Annotated in this window: 25 protein-coding genes; 9 read left to right on the top strand and 16 right to left on the bottom strand. The window is 52.5% G+C overall.

Going from position 1 to position 21,649, the window contains the following annotated elements:
• Positions 1-44 precede the first annotated feature (44 nt).
• A complete protein-coding gene (locus ACN0RL_RS06205) occupies positions 45-1,343 on the bottom strand; it encodes a tyrosine-type recombinase/integrase (RefSeq protein ID WP_417514795.1) in 1,299 nt (432 codons plus the stop codon).
• 359 nt (positions 1,344-1,702) lie between these two features.
• Between ACN0RL_RS06205 and ACN0RL_RS06200 the strand changes: the two genes are divergently transcribed.
• On the top strand, positions 1,703-1,915 hold the full coding sequence (locus ACN0RL_RS06200; RefSeq protein WP_417514793.1) for a hypothetical protein: 213 nt from the start codon (positions 1,703-1,705) through the stop codon (positions 1,913-1,915).
• A 75-nt stretch (positions 1,916-1,990) separates the two neighbouring features.
• Here ACN0RL_RS06200 and hemH read toward each other — a convergent pair whose 3' ends face one another.
• The 4 genes from hemH to ACN0RL_RS06180 all read right to left on the bottom strand — a co-directional run bounded on the left by hemH (position 1,991) and on the right by ACN0RL_RS06180 (position 4,574).
• The gene (gene hemH, locus ACN0RL_RS06195; protein WP_417514791.1) at positions 1,991-3,100 is read right to left on the bottom strand and encodes a ferrochelatase; all 1,110 of its coding nucleotides are present in this window, start codon (positions 3,098-3,100) and stop codon (positions 1,991-1,993) included.
• A gap of 45 nt (positions 3,101-3,145) precedes the next feature.
• Positions 3,146-3,574 (bottom strand): TIGR01244 family sulfur transferase, encoded by a 429-nt coding sequence (locus ACN0RL_RS06190; protein WP_417514789.1) that lies wholly within the window; start codon positions 3,572-3,574, stop codon positions 3,146-3,148.
• Positions 3,575-3,661: 87 nt separating this feature from the next.
• Positions 3,662-4,132 (bottom strand): DUF6691 family protein, encoded by a 471-nt coding sequence (locus tag ACN0RL_RS06185; RefSeq protein WP_417514787.1) that lies wholly within the window; start codon positions 4,130-4,132, stop codon positions 3,662-3,664.
• 4 nt (positions 4,133-4,136) lie between these two features.
• Positions 4,137-4,574, bottom strand: coding sequence for a YeeE/YedE family protein (locus ACN0RL_RS06180; RefSeq protein WP_417514785.1), 438 nt, complete (start codon positions 4,572-4,574; stop codon positions 4,137-4,139).
• Positions 4,575-4,968: 394 nt separating this feature from the next.
• Between ACN0RL_RS06180 and ACN0RL_RS06175 the strand changes: the two genes are divergently transcribed.
• A complete protein-coding gene (locus ACN0RL_RS06175) occupies positions 4,969-5,385 on the top strand; it encodes a phasin family protein (RefSeq protein WP_417514783.1) in 417 nt (138 codons plus the stop codon).
• A 43-nt stretch (positions 5,386-5,428) separates the two neighbouring features.
• Here ACN0RL_RS06175 and ACN0RL_RS06170 read toward each other — a convergent pair whose 3' ends face one another.
• The 10 genes from ACN0RL_RS06170 to ACN0RL_RS06125 all read right to left on the bottom strand — a co-directional run bounded on the left by ACN0RL_RS06170 (position 5,429) and on the right by ACN0RL_RS06125 (position 13,866).
• Complete coding sequence (locus ACN0RL_RS06170; RefSeq protein WP_417514781.1) at positions 5,429-6,058, bottom strand: TetR/AcrR family transcriptional regulator; 630 nt, start codon at positions 6,056-6,058, stop codon at positions 5,429-5,431.
• Positions 6,059-6,076: 18 nt separating this feature from the next.
• Entirely contained in the window at positions 6,077-6,889 is an 813-nt protein-coding gene (gene xthA, locus ACN0RL_RS06165) for an exodeoxyribonuclease III (protein ID WP_417514779.1), read from the bottom strand.
• An 81-nt stretch (positions 6,890-6,970) separates the two neighbouring features.
• The gene (locus ACN0RL_RS06160) at positions 6,971-7,723 is read right to left on the bottom strand and encodes a hypothetical protein (RefSeq protein WP_417514777.1); all 753 of its coding nucleotides are present in this window, start codon (positions 7,721-7,723) and stop codon (positions 6,971-6,973) included.
• Entirely contained in the window at positions 7,723-8,241 is a 519-nt protein-coding gene (locus ACN0RL_RS06155) for a DUF2878 domain-containing protein (protein WP_417514775.1), read from the bottom strand. The genes ACN0RL_RS06160 and ACN0RL_RS06155 overlap by 1 nt, the downstream gene beginning before the upstream one ends.
• Complete coding sequence (locus ACN0RL_RS06150; protein ID WP_417514773.1) at positions 8,238-9,512, bottom strand: class I SAM-dependent methyltransferase; 1,275 nt, start codon at positions 9,510-9,512, stop codon at positions 8,238-8,240. Before ACN0RL_RS06150 ends, ACN0RL_RS06155 begins: the two co-directional genes overlap by 4 nt.
• Positions 9,500-10,384: a DUF1365 domain-containing protein gene (locus tag ACN0RL_RS06145; RefSeq protein ID WP_417514771.1), complete on the bottom strand. Its 885-nt coding sequence runs from the start codon at positions 10,382-10,384 to the stop codon at positions 9,500-9,502. Before ACN0RL_RS06145 ends, ACN0RL_RS06150 begins: the two co-directional genes overlap by 13 nt.
• A gap of 2 nt (positions 10,385-10,386) precedes the next feature.
• Complete coding sequence (locus ACN0RL_RS06140; RefSeq protein WP_417514769.1) at positions 10,387-11,652, bottom strand: NAD(P)/FAD-dependent oxidoreductase; 1,266 nt, start codon at positions 11,650-11,652, stop codon at positions 10,387-10,389.
• A gap of 14 nt (positions 11,653-11,666) precedes the next feature.
• Positions 11,667-12,449 carry an SDR family NAD(P)-dependent oxidoreductase gene (locus ACN0RL_RS06135; protein ID WP_417514767.1) on the bottom strand — a complete coding sequence of 261 codons (783 nt, stop codon included), beginning with the start codon at positions 12,447-12,449 and terminating at the stop codon, positions 11,667-11,669.
• On the bottom strand, positions 12,446-12,913 hold the full coding sequence (locus ACN0RL_RS06130) for a nuclear transport factor 2 family protein (RefSeq protein ID WP_417514765.1): 468 nt from the start codon (positions 12,911-12,913) through the stop codon (positions 12,446-12,448). Before ACN0RL_RS06130 ends, ACN0RL_RS06135 begins: the two co-directional genes overlap by 4 nt.
• On the bottom strand, positions 12,910-13,866 hold the full coding sequence (locus ACN0RL_RS06125) for an acyl-CoA desaturase (protein WP_417514763.1): 957 nt from the start codon (positions 13,864-13,866) through the stop codon (positions 12,910-12,912). Before ACN0RL_RS06125 ends, ACN0RL_RS06130 begins: the two co-directional genes overlap by 4 nt.
• Positions 13,867-13,996: 130 nt before the next feature.
• Between ACN0RL_RS06125 and ACN0RL_RS06120 the strand changes: the two genes are divergently transcribed.
• Positions 13,997-15,040: an NAD(P)/FAD-dependent oxidoreductase gene (locus tag ACN0RL_RS06120; protein WP_417514761.1), complete on the top strand. Its 1,044-nt coding sequence runs from the start codon at positions 13,997-13,999 to the stop codon at positions 15,038-15,040.
• Here ACN0RL_RS06120 and ACN0RL_RS06115 read toward each other — a convergent pair.
• Positions 15,030-16,514: an HD domain-containing protein gene (locus ACN0RL_RS06115; RefSeq protein WP_417514759.1), complete on the bottom strand. Its 1,485-nt coding sequence runs from the start codon at positions 16,512-16,514 to the stop codon at positions 15,030-15,032. The genes ACN0RL_RS06120 and ACN0RL_RS06115 overlap by 11 nt on opposite strands.
• Before the next feature lie 114 nt (positions 16,515-16,628).
• Between ACN0RL_RS06115 and ACN0RL_RS06110 the strand changes: the two genes are divergently transcribed.
• From ACN0RL_RS06110 to ACN0RL_RS06085, 6 genes are all read left to right on the top strand, one after another.
• On the top strand, positions 16,629-17,849 hold the full coding sequence (locus tag ACN0RL_RS06110; protein WP_417514757.1) for a PP2C family protein-serine/threonine phosphatase: 1,221 nt from the start codon (positions 16,629-16,631) through the stop codon (positions 17,847-17,849).
• Positions 17,850-17,865: 16 nt separating this feature from the next.
• Positions 17,866-18,357 (top strand): STAS domain-containing protein, encoded by a 492-nt coding sequence (locus ACN0RL_RS06105; RefSeq protein WP_417514755.1) that lies wholly within the window; start codon positions 17,866-17,868, stop codon positions 18,355-18,357.
• A 63-nt stretch (positions 18,358-18,420) separates the two neighbouring features.
• Positions 18,421-19,488 (top strand): NAD(P)H-dependent glycerol-3-phosphate dehydrogenase, encoded by a 1,068-nt coding sequence (locus tag ACN0RL_RS06100; protein ID WP_417514753.1) that lies wholly within the window; start codon positions 18,421-18,423, stop codon positions 19,486-19,488.
• Between the two features lie 25 nt (positions 19,489-19,513).
• On the top strand, positions 19,514-19,963 hold the full coding sequence (sixA, locus tag ACN0RL_RS06095; RefSeq protein ID WP_417514751.1) for a phosphohistidine phosphatase SixA: 450 nt from the start codon (positions 19,514-19,516) through the stop codon (positions 19,961-19,963).
• 43 nt (positions 19,964-20,006) lie between these two features.
• The gene (locus tag ACN0RL_RS06090; RefSeq protein WP_417514749.1) at positions 20,007-20,903 is read left to right on the top strand and encodes a radical SAM protein; all 897 of its coding nucleotides are present in this window, start codon (positions 20,007-20,009) and stop codon (positions 20,901-20,903) included.
• Between the two features lie 24 nt (positions 20,904-20,927).
• Positions 20,928-21,494, top strand: coding sequence for a DUF1285 domain-containing protein (locus ACN0RL_RS06085; protein WP_417514747.1), 567 nt, complete (start codon positions 20,928-20,930; stop codon positions 21,492-21,494).
• Positions 21,495-21,649 lie beyond the last annotated feature (155 nt).

Here is a 21,649-nt window from a genome sequence, read left to right as displayed (position 1 = left end):
ATCATGCGTCAGTTATAACGCAAGAACTTTTTATAACCTTTCTGTTATCCCGCTGATCCAATCCCTACAACCTTGCCGCTGCCGTGTTGTTCCTTCGCTTTGCCGTGGTAGCAATACTTTTCCCAGTCCTTCATCAGTAACCGGCGCTTGTCTAATAGCTCTGAACGGGCATAGGCGGCGCGGGTAGCGTCACTGTTTACGTGTGCCAGTGCCAGTTCTGATACCTCGTCAGCGTATGCCGTGTGTTCACGTGCCCAGTCCTTGAAGGTAGAACGGAAGCCGTGAGACGTAACGGGCTGATCCATTCGTTTCAGCAGGGCAGACAGGAAATTATTAGAAGGTATATCACCTTTCGGGCCGGGGAACACAAGCGCGTCAGGCTCTCCCTGTTTCATACCTTTCAGCAGATCCACGGCGGCATCAGTGAGCGGGACGCGGTGCAGCTTGCCGGATTTCATACGATCAGCGGGCACTATCCACACCTTCCGTTGAAAGTCGATTTCCTGCCAAGTGATACCGGCTTTCCCGATACGCTTGTCACCAATAACCTCGTTCGTGCGGCTGGCGGTGAGAATCAGGAACTCTAGGGCGCGGGAAGCCGTGCCGGTGCGTTTCTTCAATGCCTTCATAAAGTCGGGCATTGCATCTACTGAAAGGGCGTTGTGGTGACCTTTCTTTTTGATCTTTTCAGGTGAGGGGTAAACCTCATCTAAAAAACCTTGCCACTTGGCGGGATTCTCGTTTGAACGATAGCCGTGAACCGCACACCAGCCAAGTATGTTTTCCATTCGCGCCCTGACACGGTTGGCCGTTTCGGTTTTTTCCTGCCAGATAGGATCTAACACGGCCTTTATATGTGGTAGCTCGATTTCCCGAACGGGCACCTTTCCGATATGGGGCACGGCGTAGGTGGTAAGACTATTTTCCCACTGTTGCCGCTGGCGGGGGTTCCTAAACTCTTTGGCCTTCATATCAATATAATCGGCCATTGCCTGAGCAAAGGTCATTGTGCTGAGTTGAGCGGCAATAAGGGTACGTCTAGCGGCCTTCCGTTCTTCCACTGGGTCAATGCCTTGCGCTATCTTTTCCTTGTACTCCTGAGCCTTCCGGCGGGCATCTGCCAGCGATACGTCAGGAAAGCCACCTAAACCAATAGACCGCCGCTTGCTGCCAACTACGGTTCTGAGTAGCCAGGTTTTCGCCCCGTTGGGTGTGGTCTGCAATAACAGGCCGGAAACGCCACCAACGGCGTGTAGTGTGTTGTATGGTTGTCCGTCCTTCCCGACTGAGCAAGACAGCCGCCTGACTTCCGTTGCGCTCAATTCCTTGGCTTTCTTTGGCATGGCCTACGCTCCAATATACGTATCATAAAAGATATTAACGGATGCTAAACCATGCGACAAGATGTTACAAGTAATTCAGGCAGGGCAAGGGGTTACGCTGAGGAAGGCCAAAAAAAGCGTTTTTATTCAGGTGCTTGGGAGCCTCTAGGGCGGTCTGGCCCACCGCCATTTTTCCTTACATTCAATGCGTTACCTCTCCTCTGACAATATCTGAAACTGTAAGTTCCACGTTTCTCTCTCAGAAATACTTACTGTCATCACGTTCTTTTGAGCACCAGACTTTAAACTTCAGGCAAGCTGCCCCATCTTCTTCTGTATGGCAATATCTGAATATATTCGTCGACACTCGGGAGAAGGTTATGTCAGAGAATAAATCGGCAACCGAAAAAGACACCGGCGATCGCCGTGATCGCAAATTTTCTGTTTCTACCAATCGGGGCAAAGCAAGCCATCGCGTTCGCTATGTCGAGGCGGGCGGCGCGGCTGTAGACATTGATGAGTGTACTTTTTGCGAGTCCACGCCCGATCTTTCAGATACGGCGCAGTCGCGAAAAGGCAAAGAGGAAGAGTAGGGGTGTCACGCAGGTTACCAGGGCTGTGAAACGTGGCTCAGAAGCTTTCTCAATGAGAGCCTCTGAGCCTTTTCGTCAAAGATCCCGACCCGGATAGACGGCGTTCTTTTGCTCGTCTGCAAGCTTCTGGCGGGCAGCCAGGCAACCAGGCTTGTTGTCAGACGGTTGCCAGCCTTGCAGGTTCTCTTCTATCAGCTCAACCAGCGCGTTGATGTGTCCAGGTGTGGCGTTCAGCGCGGTGATGTAACTGAAACCCTCACCTCCGGCTTCCATAAAGTATCCGCGGTTTTCTTCGTCAATTTCCTCAATCGTTTCCAGGCAATCCGACGAAAAGCCCGGGCAGAATACATCGATAGACTTAACACCTTGCCCCGGGAGTGCTTTCAGCGTCTCGTCAGTGTAAGGCTTGAGCCATTCTTCTTTACCAAAACGAGACTGGAAGGTGGTCATGTACTCGTCTTTTGTCAGCCCAAGCCGCTCAGCCAGAAGCCTTGAGGTTTTATGGCACTCACAGTGGTATGGGTCACCCTTGATCAGATACTTCAGCGGTACCCCGTGGTAGGAAAACACCAGTTTTTGATTGCGACCATGGCTGGCCCAGTGTTCCTTGATATGGCTGGCCATTGCTTCAATGTAGGGCGGATAGTCCGGGTAATGGGAGATAAATCGCAAATCCGGTAACCAGCGGCGCTTCGAGAAGTTTTTAGCGATCGCATCGAAAGTGGATGCAGATGTGGACGCGGAATACTGCGGATAAAGCGGTAGAACCACCAGCTTTCTGACGCCCTGGTCCTGCATTTCATCCAGCACCCTCGGAATGGACGGATTGCCGTAGCGCATGGCAAAACCTACGACTACGTCGGAACCATATTTCTTTTTCAGAGCCTCTCGAATACCCTCGGCCTGCTTTGCCGTATGGATCAACAACGGCGAACCTTCAGGTTGCCACACGCTGGCATACGCCGCTGCACTGCGCTTGGGCCGGATCCGGAGAATAATGCCATGCAATATCAGCCACCACAGAGGGCGAGGTAGCTCGACAACTCTCGGATCGGATAAAAACTCCGCCAGATAGCGTCGTAAGGCCGAAGGGGTCGGGGCATCTGGCGTACCAAGGTTGGTGACCAGCACACCAATTCTGTCCGGCTGGTTATGCTGGAAGTTTTCTGAACCTTTGTATTGCATGGGAAGGTTGATCCTGAGCGTTTAGCGTTTGAAGCGAAGCGGCTGTTACTGGTTTTCGGACTGCTGCGCCATGCGCGGAGCGAGACCACTCATATCGTAGCCGGCACTGCTGGCTTTATCGAATATCTCCCGGGCCGGCGTTGTGCGGGCAGCGTTCAATGCCCAGAGCACCGTGCAGCGGGTCCCGGTTCTGCAGAAAGCCAATACGGGCTTTTCGGAATCACGGATCATTGACCCGAACCGGTCAACGTCAGCGTCGGTAACATTGCCGGATTGAACGGGCATGTAAATCCATGTCATACCGTTTTCCCGTGCGGCAGCCTCAATGTCAGCCATTGCCGGCTGACCAAACTCTTCCTTATCCGGACGATTGGCAACCAGTGTTTTGAAACCAAGCCTGGCGGCCTCTGCCACATCTCCGTAAGTGATCTGTGGAGCGACGGAAATTGTGTCATCGATCTTTCTGATATCCATGGGGTTTGCTCTCCGGATTCGGTAAAAATGCTACGCCATCATCGCATAGGTGGTGACGCATGTCAGAATGCTACTCTGTAAAACAGGTTACTCAGGGGCTTTGCGGTACCAATGCTCGCCTGAGTTATCAGAGCGAAAAGCCGCTCTTCTTCGTTCAACGATTTCAAATACACTCATTCCAACCACCATGGATGCCACGAATATAAGGGCTTTTAGTTCACCGGCACCCAAGGCTACGAGGCCGGGCCCGGGACATATACCGGCGATACCCCAGCCAATGCCGAACAACAGGCCGCCAATGATCAAGCGCTTATCTATGTGTGAGTGTCCCGGTACCTTCATGTTGAAACCGAGAAACGACAGGGTTCTTTTCCTTGCAATGGTGAATGTCAGAAGGCCTACAATAACAGCACCTCCCATTACGAAGGCGAGTGAGGGATCCCAAAGGCCGGCAATGTCCAGGAACCCGAGAACTTTCTCGGGGTTTGCCATACCCGAAACAATCAGCCCCAGACCAAACAGCAAGCCCGCAAATAAGGATGCAACAGCAGATTTCATGGTATTACACTCCCAGCACGTGGCGGATAATGAAGACTGTTACAAACCCTGCGAACATAAAGCTCAGAGTTGCTGCCAAGGATCTGGGTGACAAACGGGACAGGCCACAAACACCATGGCCACTGGTGCAGCCCGAGCCGTAGCGGGTTCCGATTCCAACAAGCAGGCCTGCGATAATGAGTGCCGGATACCCCGCCTCTATTTCGATGGGTGGCAATTCTGCTGCCAGAACCCACAGGGCTGGCGCTCCGATAAGTCCGGCAAGAAAGGCAATTCGCCAGCTTATGTCACCAGCGGAGGGGGTGAGCAAACCACCCAGAATGCCGCTGATTCCGGCGATTCGTCCATTCAGCAAGAGAAAGCTCGCAGCCGCGAGCCCAACAAGTACGCCACCGGCAAGTGCCGTCCAGGGAGTAAAACTACTCCAGGCAATATCAATCATTCAGAGACTCCTCAGTTCACCGTCTTGGATCAGAAGTGCGACATTACATTCCGGTTTCGTCCGGAACCCAAAGCTGTTTTTGGAATAACCTTATAAGTAAGGGCAATAATAACAAAAAAAAGCCCGGCTGGAATGCCGGGCAGAGGCGTGCGAGTAGTATCCATGAAAGACTTCCAGACAAACCGGCGTCAGCAGAGACTCCGGTATGCATAAGTATTGACTATATTTTGAACACTTCAAGCGTAGAAGTGTTGCGCCTGGAAACATTTTTTCATATGGAATCAATCTTTATATCGCAGCCTTTGTTTATGCGGCTTACAGCCCGACTGAAATCAGTGGCAACCTGTAATATAATACGCTGCCGAGTGCATTATCCTATCCCAGAGGTTGTTACATGTCTGATGAGAACGACAAGAAGCCCGAGAATGACCCGCAGCTGGCTGCAAAAATAAAGGGTTCGGCCCGTCAGATATGGCTTGCGGGCCTGGGAGCCTATACCAAGGCGGAAGAAGATACCGGCAAGTTCTTTGAGCGTCTGGTTCAGGAAGGTGAGCAACTGGAAAACAGAACGCGCGGAGTGGTAGAAAAGCAGATTCGCTCTGTGGAGGACCGGGTTGAGGGCGTGCGTGAGCGGGCAACAGGAACATGGGACCGGCTTGAGCACCTGTTTGATGAGAGGGTATCGGGAGCGTTGCGCCGGCTCGGCATTCATCGCCGGGAAGATATCGAGGGGCTCGAACAGAGAATTGAAGCACTTGAAGCGGAAATATCTGAGCTACGGGCGAGTAACCGTCGCGATGAAGAAGAGTAGTGTGAAGCAAAGATAATTACCGGATAGTCGGGTAATTTCAGACCTATAGATAATCCCGGCTGGCCATTTTTGCGTGCTCCTGCTCTTCCGGCGCGAAATACGGCAGCATCAGGTGCATCATCTGGTAAACACCCCGGCCGGGGTCTACCGCATCGCGATCGTCAAGATGCGACAGAGTATCAAACGCGCTCCAGTAACACGCAGTAAGGGTTAGCTGCTCGCACAATGAATCCAGTTCTTCCTGCTCGATCTGCATCATGTTCTGACGCCGCAGGCTTTCGCAAATGTTTCTGAAGGCTGCTGTTTTCTTTTTCAGAATACGCCTGAATCGAACCTGCAAGCGCTCATAGCGAGAGAGTACGTTCACCAGGTCCTGATACAAAAATCGATAACGGGCAACGGCTTCAAACAGCAGATGCAGGAAAAAACTCTGTTGATCCAGGCTGATATCGACGTCTTCCGGTACCGCAAGCAAGTCCAGCATTTCCACTTCAAACGCTGTAAAAAGCTCTTCGACAATATCGCCCTTGCTTCTGAAATGGTAATACAGGTTGCCAGGACTGATATCCAGCTCATCTGAAATAAGCAAAGTGGTGACGTTCGGCTCACCCAGATTATTGAAAAGCGACAAGCTGGTGCTGAGGATGCGGTCGCGGGTTTTTATTTTTGTCATATAACCCCCGATCAGCTTTTAAAGTTCAAACTTTGCCCACACCGGGCAGTGATCAGATGGGCGCTCCATCCCGCGGAAATCGTAAGAGACGCCCGCTTCGTACGCTTTCGACAAAAGACTGTCGCTGGCCATGATCAGGTCAATACGCAGGCCGCGCTTGGGTTCCCGCTCAAAACCTTTGCTGCGGTAATCAAACCAGCTGAATGTTTGTGCATCGTCCGGGTGAAGATGGCGAAATACGTCGGTGTAGCCGCGGCTCTCAACCTGGGCAAGCCACTCCCGTTCTTCCGGAAGAAATGAGCATTTCCCCGTGCGCAACCAGCGCTTGGCGTTGTCCGGGCCTATTCCAATGTCTTTGTCGGTGGGTGAGATGTTCATATCACCCATAATCATCACATGGCCGCTCTGTTTGTTGAGTTCATCCAGATAGGCCATCAGGTCGGCGTAAAACTTTTCTTTTGCTGGAAATTTGACCGGATGGTTGCGACTTTCACCTTGCGGAAAGTAACCATTAATAACCGTCAGTTTTTGCCCATTGATGATGAATTGCCCGGTGATAAGGCGGCGTTGGGCGTCTTCTTCATCCCCGGGATAGCCTTTGAAGACCTTTTCGGGCTCTGTGCGGGACAGCAGGGCAACACCGTAATGCGTTTTCTGGCCATGATAATGAACGTGATAACCCAGCTCACGAATTGCCTCCACCGGAAACTCTTCATCTCTCACCTTGGTTTCCTGCAAGCCGATAACATCGGGGTTATGGCTTTCGATCAGCGCTTCAAGCTGATGCAGGCGGGTACGGATACTGTTGACGTTGAAAGACACGAACATCATTACTGAATACTCTCCGGCATTGGTTGCCGGAGGAGTTTAACACATTGAATCCGATGCGCTGCCTTCCATGATCAGCCGCATTCAGCGGGTCAGGTCACAATCAGGATAGCTGCTTACTTCATAGCGGATCGTTGCGGTGTAGTTCTGGTCGGTATTCTCACGCACGTTGGTGAGACCGGAATAGGCAGTGAGCGCGCCCTTGTTGTTGTAGCCAAGAATTATGGGGTCGACAAGAAATTTCAGTACAAGGTTGTCAGGGCGGATTTGCACTACGTGATCTGCATTGATGGCGGCGCTCTCTGCCGGCTCCAGAATAAAAGCGTAATCCGTCCCACGGGTAGGTGCAAGAAAGCGGAATTTTACGGACTTCCTGCTGACAACCTTGTCCCAATTCTCGCGCACAAGGTTATCAAAGCCGGCATCTACCACCAGGTTATCGGAAATCTCTACAGTGGAACGCTCTATGTCACCTCCTGTTCGCTGCCATGCAACTGCCACAGATCCGGAATCCGGATAGGCGATCTTCAGTGACTCCTCAAAATTTGGCTGCCGGTAATTCACTGTTGGACGTATAGAAGACGGGCTGTAATTGAGCGTTTTATTTGCGAAAACCTTTTCGCCAGCCTCAGCCCGGCGAATATAGGTGACCTGGTGTTCAAGTGGCTGGAATATGCCGCTGTCACAGGAGCCCTCAACCCGATGCTGCTCATCATAGAGCGGCGCTCCATCAGCGCTTACAGCCGAGCCCGTAAACAGGAACATATCGGCCGTGACAGGCATTGCAAGGGCAGCCATTACAACGGATGCCGGCCAAAGCCCCAGGTGACGGTTCATCACGTTAACTCCGGGTAGAGCGATTTGCGGGCAAACAGCAGCAAGGGGAATACCACCAGCCAGCCAAGAGCCAGTGCGATGAGTGATGGAATCAGTGCAGGCAGTTCAACGACGCCTATCTTTGTTGCTGACCAATAGGTAAACGGTCCGGCGATGGGGGCAAAGACAAAAGCCAGCCAGACCCTTCGACTGATCCAGTTGAGGGAATGGCTGAGGGTGGTCATAAAAACAGCCCAGATAGCAACTAACCAGGGCGGAGTAATGAGCACCGCTCCTGTGCCGTCATCCAGTATGCCAAGTCGGAACCAGAGCCCGTCGAGTACTGCCCCGACAACCGTTCCCAACCCGATGAACTGAAGCTCGGTAAAACGATTCTGGCTGACAAAAATAAAGTGAACGAACAAAATTCCCAGAACCAAAAGTGGCCCAAGCAGGTCAGGGTAGACCACGCAAGAAAACCATCCGATCTGGAAAAGTAAAAAATTCAGAATGTTACGATAGGTCTCTGATGTGATCATACACTCAGTATGTTCCGCCGCTGGTTCCCTGGTTTTGCGAATACCAGCTGTGAAACACCGATGGCCCGCTCACTGAAACCCGCTTCGCAATAGGCAAAGTAGAAGTGCCATAGCCTGCGAAATGCCTGATCATACCCAATGGATTCGAGCTGTTCCCGATTGGCCATGAACCGATCGCACCAATCGTGGAGAGTGCGAGCATAATGAAAACCGGTGTCCTCTGAATGCGTCAGCACCAGATTTGACTGGTTACGTACGGATTCGAGAATCGCTCCAAACGATGGAATGAAACTGCCAGGGAAAATAAAACGCTGGATAAAATCCACATTTTTCAGGGCGCGCTGATAACGTTGCTCAGGCATGTTAATAGCCTGAACAAGAGCAAGGCCGTCTGGTTTCAGCAGAGCGTTAATCTGGCTGAAGTAGCTATCAAGAAACTGTGGCCCCACCGCTTCGATCATTTCGATGGAAACCAGCTTGTCGAACTGGCCTGCCAGATCACGGTAGTCATCAAACAACAAAGTAATCCTGTCTTCCAGTCCTTCACTGCGAACCCTTTCTTGTGCAAGTTCGAGCTGTTCTTTCGAAATCGTGGTGGTGGTTACGTGGCAGCCGTAGTATTTGGCCGCGTGGATGGCAAAACCGCCCCAGCCCGTTCCTATCTCGATCACCCGATCGCCTGGCTGCAAGTCCAGTTTCCGGCAAATGGTATCGAGCTTGTGAACGGCAGCTTCTTCAAGCGTCGATTCCTCGCTGGGGTAAATTGCAGAGGAATACATCATGGTTGGATCAAGGAATGTCTCGAACAGGTCGTTGCCAAGATCGTAATGTGCACTGATGTTTTTTCTCGAGCCGTCTTTCGTGTTCCGGTTGAGCCAATGCAAACCTTTGAGAGCGGGTTTGGTCACCCAACTGAAGCGATCTTCAAATTCATTCATGCGGTCGATGTTTCGGGTGAAAAACCGGAGCAGGGCGACCAGATCAGGGGACGACCAGTCTCCAGCTACATAGGCTTCCGCCGCTCCGACACTGCCCCCGGTGAGCAAATCACGCCATGTACTCTGATCATGAACAACCAGTTCTGCGGGTTGATGTTTGGTGTTGCCATCGCCAAAAACAAGATCATCCATTCCGGTCTGTCGTATGGTCAGCACACCTTCACCCAGTTGCCGGAGTTGCTGAACAACCAGGCTCTTGGCGACCTGGCTCACGAGTGAACTGTTTCTTTGTGAGCTGGCAATCGAATTTGCCGATGTGTTCATGTTCTCCATGAGCTTACCTTTCCTCGAATCTTGTTTGTGTCGTCTGCACTGGTTACATCCAGGCCCTGGTCACTGCTTCCCAGCCGGTGGGCAGGGTCGCTTCCTGCAAGCTTGTCCGGGTGAGTGTAGAACGGTGCACCCTTGAGTTTCAGCTTGAGGGCATGCCAGTAGATACCGGAAGCAACCTTCAGCGCTTCCACAGGGAACTGTCGCAGGCTTCTATGGAGAGTTTTACGTGTAAGCGGGGTTCTCTGGACTACCAGAGTGGCATCAAAATGTTTTTTTCCTTCTTCAAGCACATTCATATGAATTCTCAGCTCCGGCCCCCGGAAGCTGAATGTCCACTCGTAGTGCTGTGCCATGGCGTTGAATGGAGAGACATGAAAGCGCTTGGTGAATCCGAATTGTTCCGTGCGCCAGCCGGCAGCATTGGGTTCACTGCCAGTGGTTTCCAGACAATAAACATGGCGTTCATACCAGGGTGTATTGGTTATTTGCGCAACAATTACGGCAGGCACGTCACCATCTGCACCGTTTTCGCCGGCGCGATAACAAAAGTAAAAGCTCACTGGATTAAACACGTAGCCTGCGTACCGCGGATGCGTAATAAGTTCTACCGGACCGTCGGGGAACCAACCGGTTGCGGTTTCGACCTGTTCCCGTACCGCTTTTGAAAGCTCACCAGCCTCGGGCTTGAAATAGTCCCCGCGCTTCAATGACATCCAGTTGAAACGCTCAAGGGAAAAGAAAGGGCTCACGTTGGCGACCTGGTTCCACTCATCCGTATCCAGAGCCAACATACCTGTGTGGTACTCAAACTCGTGCCGGACGGGATACAGGCGACGGTGCCGGATTGAGCCTTGTAACCATTGGCTGCTCATTCTCAGAGTTCCACTCCAAAATCGTGGGTGACGCGCAGTGCGCTGCGCACGCCATCTTCATGGAAACCGTTGAACCAGTATGCGCCACAATAGTGAGTGCGGTTCCTGTTTCCGACTTCCTCGTAACGCTCCTGAGCCTGGACCGCATCCAGAGTGAACACCGGGTGAGAGTATTTGAATCGTTTGATTACCTTCTCCGGAGCTATGTCATGGCTTCGGTTCAGGGTAACGCAGAAAGTTTCCGGTGCGTTCTGGAAGTTCTGCAATATGTTCATGTTATAGGTTACAGAAACCGGCTCGGTGCTGTGTTTCGGAATAAAATAATTCCATGCGGCCCAGGCTCTGCGGTTGTCTGGCAGCACGCTGCTGTCTGTGTGCAGCACTACATCGTTTTCCTGATAGGGTATGGCACCCAGTATTTCCCGCTCCTGGTCAGTGGGGTCGGTAATCATCGCCAACGCCTGATCACTGTGGCAGGCAAATATAACCTGATCAAACGTATGGGGCTGGCCCTTGGTTGTAACTGTAACGCTGCTTTCTCCGCGGCTGACGGCTTGCACAGGAGAATTCAAATGAATGCGATCTCCAAGACGCTCCATCATGGCCTTCACGTATTGTGCGGAACCACCGGAAATAACCCGCCAGGTCGGGCGGTCATCTACCGACAGCATGCCGTGATTATTGAAAAACTGCAGAAAAAAACGTATCGGAAACTGTTCCAGCACGATTTCCGGAGCTGACCATATAGCGGCTCCCATTGGGACAATGTAGTAGTTCCGAAAATACCGGGAGTAGCCATTGCGGTTAAGGTACTCGCCCAGAGTCTCTGTGCTCCGGATCTTGCCAGCCGCCATATCTGCACGGGTTTCTTTGTTGAACCTCAGAATCTCCCGAACCATGTTCAGGAAGCGCAGGTTAAGGAGATTTTTACGCTGGGCGAACAGTGTATTCAGGCTGGTACCGTTGTATTGCAGGCCGGTGGTACTGCTATCCACACTGAAGCTCATATCGCTGACTTCTGACGGTACACCGAGGCGCTCCATCAGGCGCATAAAGTTAGGATAGGTCCAGTCATTGAACACTATAAAACCTGTGTTGACCGGCCAGGTACGCCCGCCTGCTTCGACATGCTCCGTGTTGGTATGGCCACCGGCATAATCACCAGCTTCAAAAATTTCGACATCGTGCTTTTCAGCGAGAAGCCATGCTGCCGTGAGGCCGGATACACCGGAACCGATAACGGCAATACGCTGACGATCATTACTCATTCCTTTGTTTCCTGTTATCTGGAGCTTTTGCGGGCCATGGAGGCGGCCATACGATCAATTAAAGGCTGGGGCAGGGCTCCCAGACATTTCAAAATCCATGTAAAACGCTTTGGAAAGGCAACTTCGTTATGCCCTTTTGCAAGGCCGCTGATAATTCGTTCTGCAGCATCTTCGGCGGTTACCAGGAAAGGCATGGGAAAATCGTTGCGATCGGTCAGCGGAGTTTTCACAAAGCCCGGAGAGACCAGAACAACATCAATGCCCTCTGCCGCAAGATCCGCCCTCAGGCTTTGAGCAAAATAAGCCAGGGCAGCTTTCGAAGCGCCGTAGCCTTCCGCACGGGCGAATGGGAACCACCAGGCAGAAGAGCCCACAATAACCAAAGTAGCCGGCAAGCCCTTAGCGCGGGTGCGACGCAATGCTGGCAGAGCGATCTCAACACAACGAGCCGTCCCGACAACGTTGGTCGTTATATTTTTTTCGATCACATCGCTGCTGTAATCTGCGACGTCAAGATATTCACAGGTGCCGGCGTTGAGAATCGCCATATTAAGATCGCCGTAGGATTCCAGCGCTCCCGAAATCGCTTGCAGGTCGTCTTTGCTGGTCGTATCTGCAACGGCCGAAGCAACGCGCTCCGGTGCAAGCAGCTTTAGCTGCTCCAGAGGTTCAGCACGACGCCCGGTGATAACCAGTTTGTGCCCGCCCCGAACCAGAGCACGTGTTACGGATTCACCAATGCCGGAACTGGCGCCGGTAATCCAGATATTGGATACAGTAGCGAGACGCGCACTCATCCTGCGTAGCCTTTAACCCAACGGATAACGCCACCGACCACAGGCAGGTTTTCATAAAGCAGTTGGCCGGCATCGAAGTAATCCCGGTGGTAGCAGATTTTTCCGTTTCTGACTTCCAGATGGCTGATCCCGGCAACCTGTATCTCACGCCCACCGCGGATACGTTTGTGACGCAGATGCATCACCCAGGGAATAGTAGCGAAGCTATCCTGGACAACCTCAGGCTCGAAAGCGAAGTGGCACGAAATAACATTGGCATAGGCATTTGCAAAGTATTGCGTTAATGCATCGAGGCCTTCAACAGCGCCAAGTGGATCCTGAAACCGGATGTCTTCACTGTATACCGAGGGCAACTTGTGCAGATTGCCGTTATCCAGCTCGTTAAAAAGAAACCTGAATTGCTCCAGTGTCGCCGGTACGGCGGAATTCTGGTGGCCTACTTCAATCGTTGTGGCAGGTTTCATTTATGAGCCCTCCTCATTTGGTCAAGCTGGCGGGTTTCTTCCTGAATATGTTTTGGTATCGGGTTCAAATCCCATATGACGCCCAGCTTTGACAATACCCAAAGCCCATACCAGGTAACATCAATCTCGTACCAGCGAAAACCCTGCCGGACAGACTGGGGCCAGCGATGGTGATTGTTGTGCCAGCCTTCGCCCAGGGTCAGCAAGGCGAGCCAGAAGTTGTTGCGGCTGCTGTCTGAAGTTTCAAACCGGCGCTTGCCCCAAACATGGGAGAGCGAATTGATGGATACCGTGGCATGGAACAAAGCGACAGTGGATATAAAAAAGCCCCATACCAGCATTTGCAGACCATTTGTTCCCAAACCTGGCGCCCAGGCAGCGAGCGCTTCTCCCAGGCCGTAAATCATCACCGCTGCGGCGGCCGGCACCAGCGCATCAAAACGATTGATCAGCTTGAGCTCCGGAAATTTGAGCCAGTCACGGATACGCCGCTCGTCGGTAGCGAAGCCTGCATCGCAGGTAAACCACCCCATGTGCGACCACCAGAAACCGCCTTGATGAGGAGAGTGGAGATCCTGTTCCCGGTCTGAGTGCTGATGATGATGGCGGTGGTGCGCTGCCCACCAAAGTGGCCCACGCTGAGCAGCGCTGGCGCCGAGCACTGCAAACACAAACTGGGCTGGGCGGCTGGTTTTGAATGTCTTGTGTGCAAAGTACCGATGGTAGAATCCGGTAATGGCAAACATCCGCACAATAAAAAAGATAAAGGCGAACCCGGCGGCAAACCCGCTGACGCCAGTATAAAATGCAAGCAGGCAAGCTAGATGAAGCGCCACAAAAGGAATTACGCGCACGAAATTGAAGGATCTGGAGGTTACATCCAGGTGATCCGAACCGGCGTCGGAATCGAACCACCTCTGAATATTGATAAACCAGTTTTGCACTCGGGTCATACTTTGAAAGCCCTTTTTCTCTGAGTTGAACCTGAACAGCGAAGTCTTCGGCGAAATTTTCAAAAAGTCCGGGCCCTGTCGCTTGACGGTTTGTACGCTCTTACCATAGTACTTGGATGCACGAAAAATCATGTTTAATGAGACATTTCATAAAAATCATATACGCCGCATTGCGATTGTTGGTTCAGGTCTTGCGGGCCTGACTGCAGCTATTAAATTAAAGCAGCAGGGTCACGATGTAACAGTCTTTGAAAAAAGCCGAGGCCCGGGCGGCAGGCTTTCTGCAAAAAGGGTAGACGGCGGCTCCGTCGACATGGGCGCACAGTATTTTACCTCTCGCAACCCTGATTTTCTGCCGTTTCTGACGGAGTTTGCCGGGGAGGACAGCTTTGCTACCTGGAATGGCCAGTTCGGCTTTCAGAACAAAGATGGCGGTTGGCAGGCATTTCCGGATGAGCCCCGGTACGTCGGTACGCCAAGAATGACTGCTTTGTCGCGCGCGCTTTCCGTTCACGCAAACGTGGTTGCAGAAACTCGTATTGAAAGTCTGGTCCGGGCAGATCAGCACTGGGCCTTGTGTGATATTAACGGGAAACTGGTGGGCGAGTTCGATCAGGTTATCATTACTGCTCCACCGGCCCAGGCCAGAGACCTGCTTGCTCGGAGTGACCTACCTGAACTGGCGGCAAAGCTTGATGATGCGGTAAGCCGGGTATTGCCATGCTGGGCCGTAGCCGTTCATTTCGATGAAAACCCCTGGCCCCGACATAACGGGATGCGCTGCGACCACCCGGCGCTCTTCTGGGTGGCGAACAACTCCAGCAAACCAGGCCGCAAGAGTGCAAGCCAGGAGCACAATGGTGCCTGGTGGGTACTTCACGCAAATCCTGAATGGACTGGTCGGAACGTGGACGCCTCGGCAGACCGCGTAACAGAAGAGCTGGTCGCAGCATTCAGGGAACTGACTGGCACTACCGCTGTGGCTACACAAACCGTTACGCACCGATGGTTGTATGCACGCTCGGAAGGCGGAGCCAGCCCGGGCCATCTGTGGTTTCAGGAGCAGGCTATCGGTATTGCGGGGGACTGGCTCAGTGGTGGCCGGGTAGAAGGTGCGTTCGACAGCGCCTGCAGCCTGGTAGCCGCTTGCGCTGACAACCAGGTCAGCCTTTAACGGCTGACCTGGGGTTATTCGTAATATCCGGGCGGGTATAGAAATGCGTGATGGTTCCATCACTGAACTTGCTGAAAAAGGCACTGATGTCGGTGATCTTTTTCAGTGAGCGTGTACGATTGACCGGATCCCGGATCAACACCTTGATGCCGTTGAAATTGTCCTGAATATTGGAAAAGCGCGCCCGCATGGAGCAGGTAACAACAAGGGCCGGGTTCAGCTCCATGGCCTCGGCCAGCCATGCACTGTGGCTGGCAATCCCACTGGCAGAGAGATCTTCCCGGGTGTCGAGATGGTTGAGTTTTACCCTGTTAACGATGCAAAAAGCGAAGCTGTCAGGACGCTGGCGAGCTACCTTACGGAAGGCTTCCCAGAAGAAGTTGTCAGTGAGCTCGGCAAAATAGCGCATGTTGCTCAGGCATGTGTCTATCCATGCAAAACTCTCCGGGTCTTCCAGTACTTCGTTGATGGCCTCGCGCAGTAGCCAGTCGAATCCAAGTGCTGTTTTGTGGGCATAGACCTTGCGGTACATCTGGTAGCGGCTATAAACGAAGTCTTCCAGTGCCCCCAGGCCCTTCTGGGTAATGGCCAGACCCAACCAGGGCTCGGATTCATCCCAACCAAAACGCAGGTTGCTGAGCAGATGGTCGAGATTGAATCCGCCAATAGTGACGGATGAGTGGAAACCGTCCCGCAGCATATAATCGGCGCGATCTGCATCGATTTCCCCTGATACGATCGACGAAAGCAGATCCAGCACCAGGCGCGGAATGTTTTCGCTTATCAGCGATTCGGCCTCTGCGTCTTCTCCGGCAATAAACCCCCAGAAGGTACGGGCATGGCGGCAAAAGGTTTCGCTGGGCGTAACCTCTGTGGTCTCCATAATGCCGATGATATCCCGCGCATGCAGGCCGGCGCTCTCCAGGTCGATGGCTGACAGCACATCGTGGGCAACCCGCACAGAATAGTGCTCATGCTCAAGCTCATCGGGTTCTGCACTGTGGTATGCGGAATAATCCACTCCTTCCCAAAGGTCCGCGAATCGACCGGGGCGGGACATAAGCTCACGAATCCGCTGTGCCTGGGTAAACTGATGGGAGAAGCTGGAGTGACCGCTGTCGTGTAGCAGGCAGCCAAGACGGATGGTCTTGGCCAGATAATCTATGGCATCAAGCTGACTCAGGCTCAGATCGGTCTGCTCGCTGAGCTGGCGCTCCCTGAGGTAAGCGTCAATCATTGAACGGAACATGCGGGTGCCCACATGCATTACGCCAATACTGTGCAGAAAGCGGGAATGGGTCGCGCCCGGGAAAACCAGGCTGAGAATATCGTTCTGGCAAATATTGCGCAGGCGCTGAAACAGAGGATGGTCAATTACCTGAACTTCATGCCGATATAATGGAATCGCCCCGTGAACCGGATCCATGATCAGCTTGTCATAGGCACCTAACAGGTCATTTACCGCTCGTCTCATTCGCAGGAATCTCCGGATTTCACCAAACTGGCCTTGTTATATCACGGGGGCGTGCCAAAATAGCTTTTTGAAACGCCATTTTTCGTTTATCGCTGGTAGTTTAGGGCAGCAGCCATGACCTCGCGCACCGGGCGCCTATTAGTTCGTATACTGATCATTGACGCAGACAAGAAGGCTCGCGCTGATCTTGCGCGCTACCTGGAAACGAGAGGTTTTTACGTCTCTGGTTATCACGATGTCGCTTCTGCCAGCGAGATGATTGACGATAACATGCCCGACGTTATCTTTGCAGATCTGCCTCCCCCGGAAATAGAAGCACTGGCTGATCGCCTCGAAGAATCAGAATCGCTGACGCCAATCGTGGCCTGTTCAGTCACCCAGGCCAGTAACGACGTTGTCGATGCGCTTCGTGCAGGCGCATCTGACTTTGTGCTGAAGCCATTCGGTAAAGATAAAAAAGCCATTGGTGATGTTATTCGCAAGCTCCTTGACCGGGTTCGCATCGGTCGCCTTAACCAGCTGTATCGGCAGGAGCTCGAAGATGCCAACCGGGACCTGAGAGACGGAATTGCCGAGTTGCGCGCCGATCAGAGGGCAGGGCGAAAAGTCCAGTTGAGAATGTTACCGGAAAAGGAGCGCTTCACGGGTGGCCTTTACGTCGACCATCTTATCAAGCCATCTTTATATCTTAGTGGCGATTTCCTTGATTATTTTCCACTCACGGAAGACAAGACGCTGGTTTACATTGCCGATGTATCCGGGCACGGAGCCAGCTCCGCATTTGTAACTGTGCTACTGAAGAATCTCAGCAATCGCCTGCAGCGTAACCTGCGCCGCGGATCTACCGACGATATTCTCTACCCCGACCGTTTTCTTGAGCGAATTAACTCGGAACTGCTTGATACCGGGCTTGGCAAACACGTGACAATGTTTGTTGGTATCATTTCCCTGAGCGAGCGTACATTGAGGTATGCGGTGGGCGCCCACTTCCCGATGCCAGTGCTGTCTTTTGAAGGTGGCGAGACCGCTTTTCTGGAGGGTAATGGGCTCCCTGTCGGGCTTTTTGAGTCCCCACAATGGGATGTTTATGAAGTTGCTCTGGACAAGCCTTTTCATCTGATCCTGTTTTCAGACGGGATTCTCGAAGTTATCAGGCAAAAGAGTCTTGATGAAAAGGAGCAGAGACTACTTGAACTCGTATCTGGAGGCCGTCACACTATCGCATCTCTTAGTGAGGCTCTCAATCTCGGCGAGATCACAGAGTTACCGGACGATATCGGTATTGTGACGGTTACTGATACGATTACAGTGTCAGAAAACACATCGTTGAAATAGTGGCAGTGTGAGAGACATGGCTGGTTATAAAATCCTGCAGGCTGAAAAACAGGGCATTTATGTCCTTAAGTTTATCGGAGAAATCCGGCTGAATCTTTGCTGTACGCTGGACAATCTGGTGGACTCGATCACTCTTGATCCTCTTTTCAAGACAGTAGTGATTGATCTCACTGAAACCGAAGTTATTGATAGCACCACTCTTGGCCTTCTCGCTAAAATCGCGATGGCAGCCCAGAAGCAAAGCAATTTTTTGCCTACCCTGATCACCACCAATCCGGACATTACCCGTATCGTTACCTCGATGGGTTTCGACAAAATTTTTATTATTGTCCGTGAGCCTGCCTCCCGTATCGAAGAACTCGAAGAAATACCCGTGCTGAGGGCAAGCGAGCAAGATGTTCGTGACAGGGTACTGGCCGCCCACAAAGTTCTTATGGGGCTGAACAAGCAAAACCGGGAAGAGTTTAAAAATCTGGTGCGCGCTCTGGAATGTGAAGAGCACGGCTAAAGCGCTGCACTGATCATTCCGGGCCGACTGGTTCAGACCTGATTCAAAACAAACGGAATGACTATGCCTGAACATAATGAGCCCCTCGCGAACGGGGCCAAAGAGCCGGTACATGATGTAGCGGTTCTCGGCGGAGGCAGCTTCGGTTCTGCCATGGCAAAAGTACTCGGTGAGAACGGTCACCGGGTTCATTTCTGGATGCGTGACAAGGCTCAGGCCGAAGAGATTCGCTCAACAGGCATCAACAGCCGTTACATGCCAGGCGTAGAGATCAAAGGCGACATTCAGCCCACTACTGATCTCGCAGGTGCTGTAGATAAAGCAGAAATCGTATTTGTTGCTATTCCAAGCAAGTCCTTCCGAGCCGTTATCCGCGAAAACAGCAGCAAATTCCGGGACGGACAGATTGTTGTCAGCCTGACCAAGGGTATTGAAGCCCATGGCTTCAAACTGATGAGTGAAATTCTCCAGGAAGAGATCCCCCGATGCCGCATAGGTGTGTTGAGCGGCCCGAACCTGGCAAGCGAAATTGTGAGTCGCGACCTCACCGCAACCGTCATTGCGGCCAAGGATCCGGATGTACGTCGGACCGTTCAGGATCTGCTTGGCTGCGAGTACTTCCGTGTCTACGCCAATGTTGATATTTACGGTGTCGAGCTCGCAGGTGCACTCAAGAACATCTACGCCATTGTGGCTGGCCTTGCTTCTGCTCTGAACATGGGCGAAAACGCCAAAGCGATGTTGATCACCCGCGGGCTTGCAGAAATGAGTCGTTTTGCCGTCAGCCTTGGTGCAAATCCCATGACGTTCATGGGGCTTGCCGGCGTCGGGGATCTGATCGTTACCTGTACTTCTGCCAAAAGCCGTAATTTCAGGATTGGCTACGCCGTCGGCCAGGGTCAGAAGCTCGATGATGCAGTGTCTGAGCTGGGCCAGGTGGCAGAAGGGATCTACACGCTGGAGCTGGTGAAAGAAAAAGCCGAAGCAATCGGGATCTATATGCCTCTTGTTCGAGGTCTTTATGAGATTCTCTACGGAGATGCGTCCATCAGCGCGGTGATCAACAGCTTGATGATGTCAGTGCAAAATTCTGATGTGGAGTTCATTCTGCCGCGGACGATCACTCAGTAACGGGTTCCATCACCGGAGGTTAGCTGTGTTACTGCTCATCATGCGTCATGGCGAAGCTGGCTGGCATTCTCTGGATCAGGAGAGGGCTCTCACTGAAACAGGCCGGCGCCAGGCTGCTGAGTGCGCCGCTCAGATTGCGGCTTCTCCCTGGCGACCGGATCAGATCTGGAGCAGCCCTTATGTGCGTGCGAGGCAGACTGCGGCCATTGTTTCTGAAATCCTGAACTGTCCTGTCGAAGAAAAAACGTTCATTACTCCGGAAGACGACCCCGGGTTGTGCCTGGATGCACTCCTCGAAAACCACTGTTCGCGCCTCATGCTGGTCTCTCACATGCCTCTTGTCGGCAGCCTTTCAACACTGTTGGTTGATGGTCATCGGCGCGGTATCCCTTTCATGACAGGCCAGGCTGTTGTGCTCGATATGCCCGTGGTCGGTCCTGGCTGCGCAGACTTGAAAACCCAGTTTCTGCCCTGATGGATCTATTATCAGGGTCACTTCTATGAGTTGAGTACAGCCTATGTACAGTTTTCCTATTGATTACGTTGAACCGGTATTTCGCCCGCCCAGTGAGGCGAAATCCCTGATTCTGCCTGTTACCAATGGCTGCTCCTGGAATAAATGTACATTCTGCGAAATGTATACCCAGCCCCAGAAGAAGTTCAGGGCCCGAAAGCCGGAGGATGTTCGCCAGGACATTGAAAACGCGGCAAAAAGCCTGAGAGGTGTAAAGCGGGTATTTCTGGCTGATGGCGACGCCATGGTGTTGCCAACACGGCGACTGCTGGAGATTCTGAGTGAGCTCAAGGCTGCATTTCCCGAGCTTCAGCGGGTATCCAGTTACTGTCTTCCAAGAAACCTTGCCAGAAAAACCGTAGAAGAACTCACTCAGCTTCGCGAAGCAGGGCTCAAGATTCTCTATGTGGGCATGGAATCCGGGGATGATGAGGTACTGGAGCGGATTAACAAAGGGGAAACCTGGGAATCGACACGGTCAGCACTGGTCAAGATCCGGGAAGCAGGGCTGACCAGTTCTGTTATGGTGCTCAACGGCCTTGGCGGCGAAACGCTGTCGCGCCAGCACGCGATCAATACCGCACTCCTTTGCAACGAAACCCAGCCGGATTACCTGTCTACCCTTGTGGTAAGTTTCCCGCAGGGCGAAGAGCGATTCCGCGAGGGCTTCGGTCCGGATTTCGTGCCTCTTTCCCAGCAAGGATTATTTGAGGAAATACGAACTTTTCTGGAGCACCTTGAACTGGAGCGTACGGTTTTCCGGAGCGATCATGCGTCGAACTACCTCGTACTGAAAGGTAACCTGGGGCGTGATAAGCAAAAACTTCTCGACCAGGTCAACCTTGCCATCACGAATCCTGGCGCGGTGCCACTGCGTACTGAATGGCAGCGCGGATTGTAAATTATCGGGTCACGGAGCAAAGACATGAGCCAGAATCCGGAAAATCTCGTTGAGCAGGTTCAGAAAACAGCGAAAGATCCCAGCCAGCCCCCGCTTGAGAAATGGCAGCCGGAGCTTTCCGGAGACATGGACCTGAGAATCAGCCGGGATGGGCAATGGATTCATAAAGGTAAACCACTGGGCCGGGAAGCTATCGTAAAGCTGTTTTCGACCATTCTTCGCCGAGAGGATGACGAGCAATATTACCTGGTAACACCGGTAGAGAAATGGCGTATTCAGGTCGAAGACACGCCATTGCTGGCCCACTCTCTTACAGTTGAAGGAAGTGGTGAGCGGCAGATCATAAGGCTGACCACCAACGTAGGAGAAATCCTGGAGGTTGGTAAGGACCATCCTCTTGAAGTTGATAGCTATGAGGACTCGGGGCAGCCCAGACCAATAGTGCGTGTGCGCCACGGTGTCGTCGCACGCCTCGTAACCGCGGCATACTATGATCTGGCGGAGCATGTTGTGGAACAAGTCATTGATGGAGAGCCAGTGCTGGGCGTATACAGCCACGGAAATTTCTACAAAATCGGAACGGGTGGTTGAAAAGATTCGGGCTGCCCCCAGAAATGATTGTGGAAAACGCACTGTGTCAGTTGTTAAACTGTGTTTTCATACTTGTTACGAGCCTGGCTCTCAAACGAGGCCCGGTGGTCGTTAGTCCCTCTGTTCAGTCTGGCTGTTCATGATTACTTTCGATT

The organism is Marinobacter sp. (assembly GCF_048259445.1).
Lineage (GTDB): Bacteria > Pseudomonadota > Gammaproteobacteria > Pseudomonadales > Oleiphilaceae > Marinobacter.
The sequence above is the reverse complement of the archived record's forward strand: the minus strand, read 5'-3'. Positions and strand labels throughout refer to the sequence as shown.

What these genes read in the sequence shown, in the direction of transcription:
- ACN0RL_RS06125 (WP_417514763.1), bottom strand. Translation starts at nt 13,866, where the DNA reads ATGACCCGAGTGCAAAACTGGTTTATCAATATTCAGAGGTGGTTCGAT.
- ACN0RL_RS06120 (WP_417514761.1), top strand. Translation starts at nt 13,997, where the DNA reads ATGTTTAATGAGACATTTCATAAAAATCATATACGCCGCATTGCGATT.
- xthA (WP_417514779.1), bottom strand. Translation starts at nt 6,889, where the DNA reads ATGATGTTCGTGTCTTTCAACGTCAACAGTATCCGTACCCGCCTGCAT.
- ACN0RL_RS06150 (WP_417514773.1), bottom strand. Translation starts at nt 9,512, where the DNA reads ATGGAGAACATGAACACATCGGCAAATTCGATTGCCAGCTCACAAAGA.
- ACN0RL_RS06115 (WP_417514759.1), bottom strand. Translation starts at nt 16,514, where the DNA reads ATGAGACGAGCGGTAAATGACCTGTTAGGTGCCTATGACAAGCTGATC.
- ACN0RL_RS06100 (WP_417514753.1), top strand. Translation starts at nt 18,421, where the DNA reads ATGCCTGAACATAATGAGCCCCTCGCGAACGGGGCCAAAGAGCCGGTA.
- ACN0RL_RS06135 (WP_417514767.1), bottom strand. Translation starts at nt 12,449, where the DNA reads ATGAGTGCGCGTCTCGCTACTGTATCCAATATCTGGATTACCGGCGCC.
- ACN0RL_RS06205 (WP_417514795.1), bottom strand. Translation starts at nt 1,343, where the DNA reads ATGCCAAAGAAAGCCAAGGAATTGAGCGCAACGGAAGTCAGGCGGCTG.
- ACN0RL_RS06130 (WP_417514765.1), bottom strand. Translation starts at nt 12,913, where the DNA reads ATGAAACCTGCCACAACGATTGAAGTAGGCCACCAGAATTCCGCCGTA.
- ACN0RL_RS06110 (WP_417514757.1), top strand. Translation starts at nt 16,629, where the DNA reads ATGACCTCGCGCACCGGGCGCCTATTAGTTCGTATACTGATCATTGAC.
- hemH (WP_417514791.1), bottom strand. Translation starts at nt 3,100, where the DNA reads ATGCAATACAAAGGTTCAGAAAACTTCCAGCATAACCAGCCGGACAGA.
- ACN0RL_RS06180 (WP_417514785.1), bottom strand. Translation starts at nt 4,574, where the DNA reads ATGATTGATATTGCCTGGAGTAGTTTTACTCCCTGGACGGCACTTGCC.
- ACN0RL_RS06155 (WP_417514775.1), bottom strand. Translation starts at nt 8,241, where the DNA reads ATGATCACATCAGAGACCTATCGTAACATTCTGAATTTTTTACTTTTC.
- ACN0RL_RS06170 (WP_417514781.1), bottom strand. Translation starts at nt 6,058, where the DNA reads ATGACAAAAATAAAAACCCGCGACCGCATCCTCAGCACCAGCTTGTCG.
- ACN0RL_RS06140 (WP_417514769.1), bottom strand. Translation starts at nt 11,652, where the DNA reads ATGAGTAATGATCGTCAGCGTATTGCCGTTATCGGTTCCGGTGTATCC.
- ACN0RL_RS06200 (WP_417514793.1), top strand. Translation starts at nt 1,703, where the DNA reads ATGTCAGAGAATAAATCGGCAACCGAAAAAGACACCGGCGATCGCCGT.
- ACN0RL_RS06145 (WP_417514771.1), bottom strand. Translation starts at nt 10,384, where the DNA reads ATGAGCAGCCAATGGTTACAAGGCTCAATCCGGCACCGTCGCCTGTAT.
- ACN0RL_RS06090 (WP_417514749.1), top strand. Translation starts at nt 20,007, where the DNA reads ATGTACAGTTTTCCTATTGATTACGTTGAACCGGTATTTCGCCCGCCC.
- ACN0RL_RS06175 (WP_417514783.1), top strand. Translation starts at nt 4,969, where the DNA reads ATGTCTGATGAGAACGACAAGAAGCCCGAGAATGACCCGCAGCTGGCT.
- ACN0RL_RS06105 (WP_417514755.1), top strand. Translation starts at nt 17,866, where the DNA reads ATGGCTGGTTATAAAATCCTGCAGGCTGAAAAACAGGGCATTTATGTC.
- ACN0RL_RS06190 (WP_417514789.1), bottom strand. Translation starts at nt 3,574, where the DNA reads ATGGATATCAGAAAGATCGATGACACAATTTCCGTCGCTCCACAGATC.
- ACN0RL_RS06160 (WP_417514777.1), bottom strand. Translation starts at nt 7,723, where the DNA reads ATGAACCGTCACCTGGGGCTTTGGCCGGCATCCGTTGTAATGGCTGCC.
- ACN0RL_RS06185 (WP_417514787.1), bottom strand. Translation starts at nt 4,132, where the DNA reads ATGAAATCTGCTGTTGCATCCTTATTTGCGGGCTTGCTGTTTGGTCTG.
- ACN0RL_RS06085 (WP_417514747.1), top strand. Translation starts at nt 20,928, where the DNA reads ATGAGCCAGAATCCGGAAAATCTCGTTGAGCAGGTTCAGAAAACAGCG.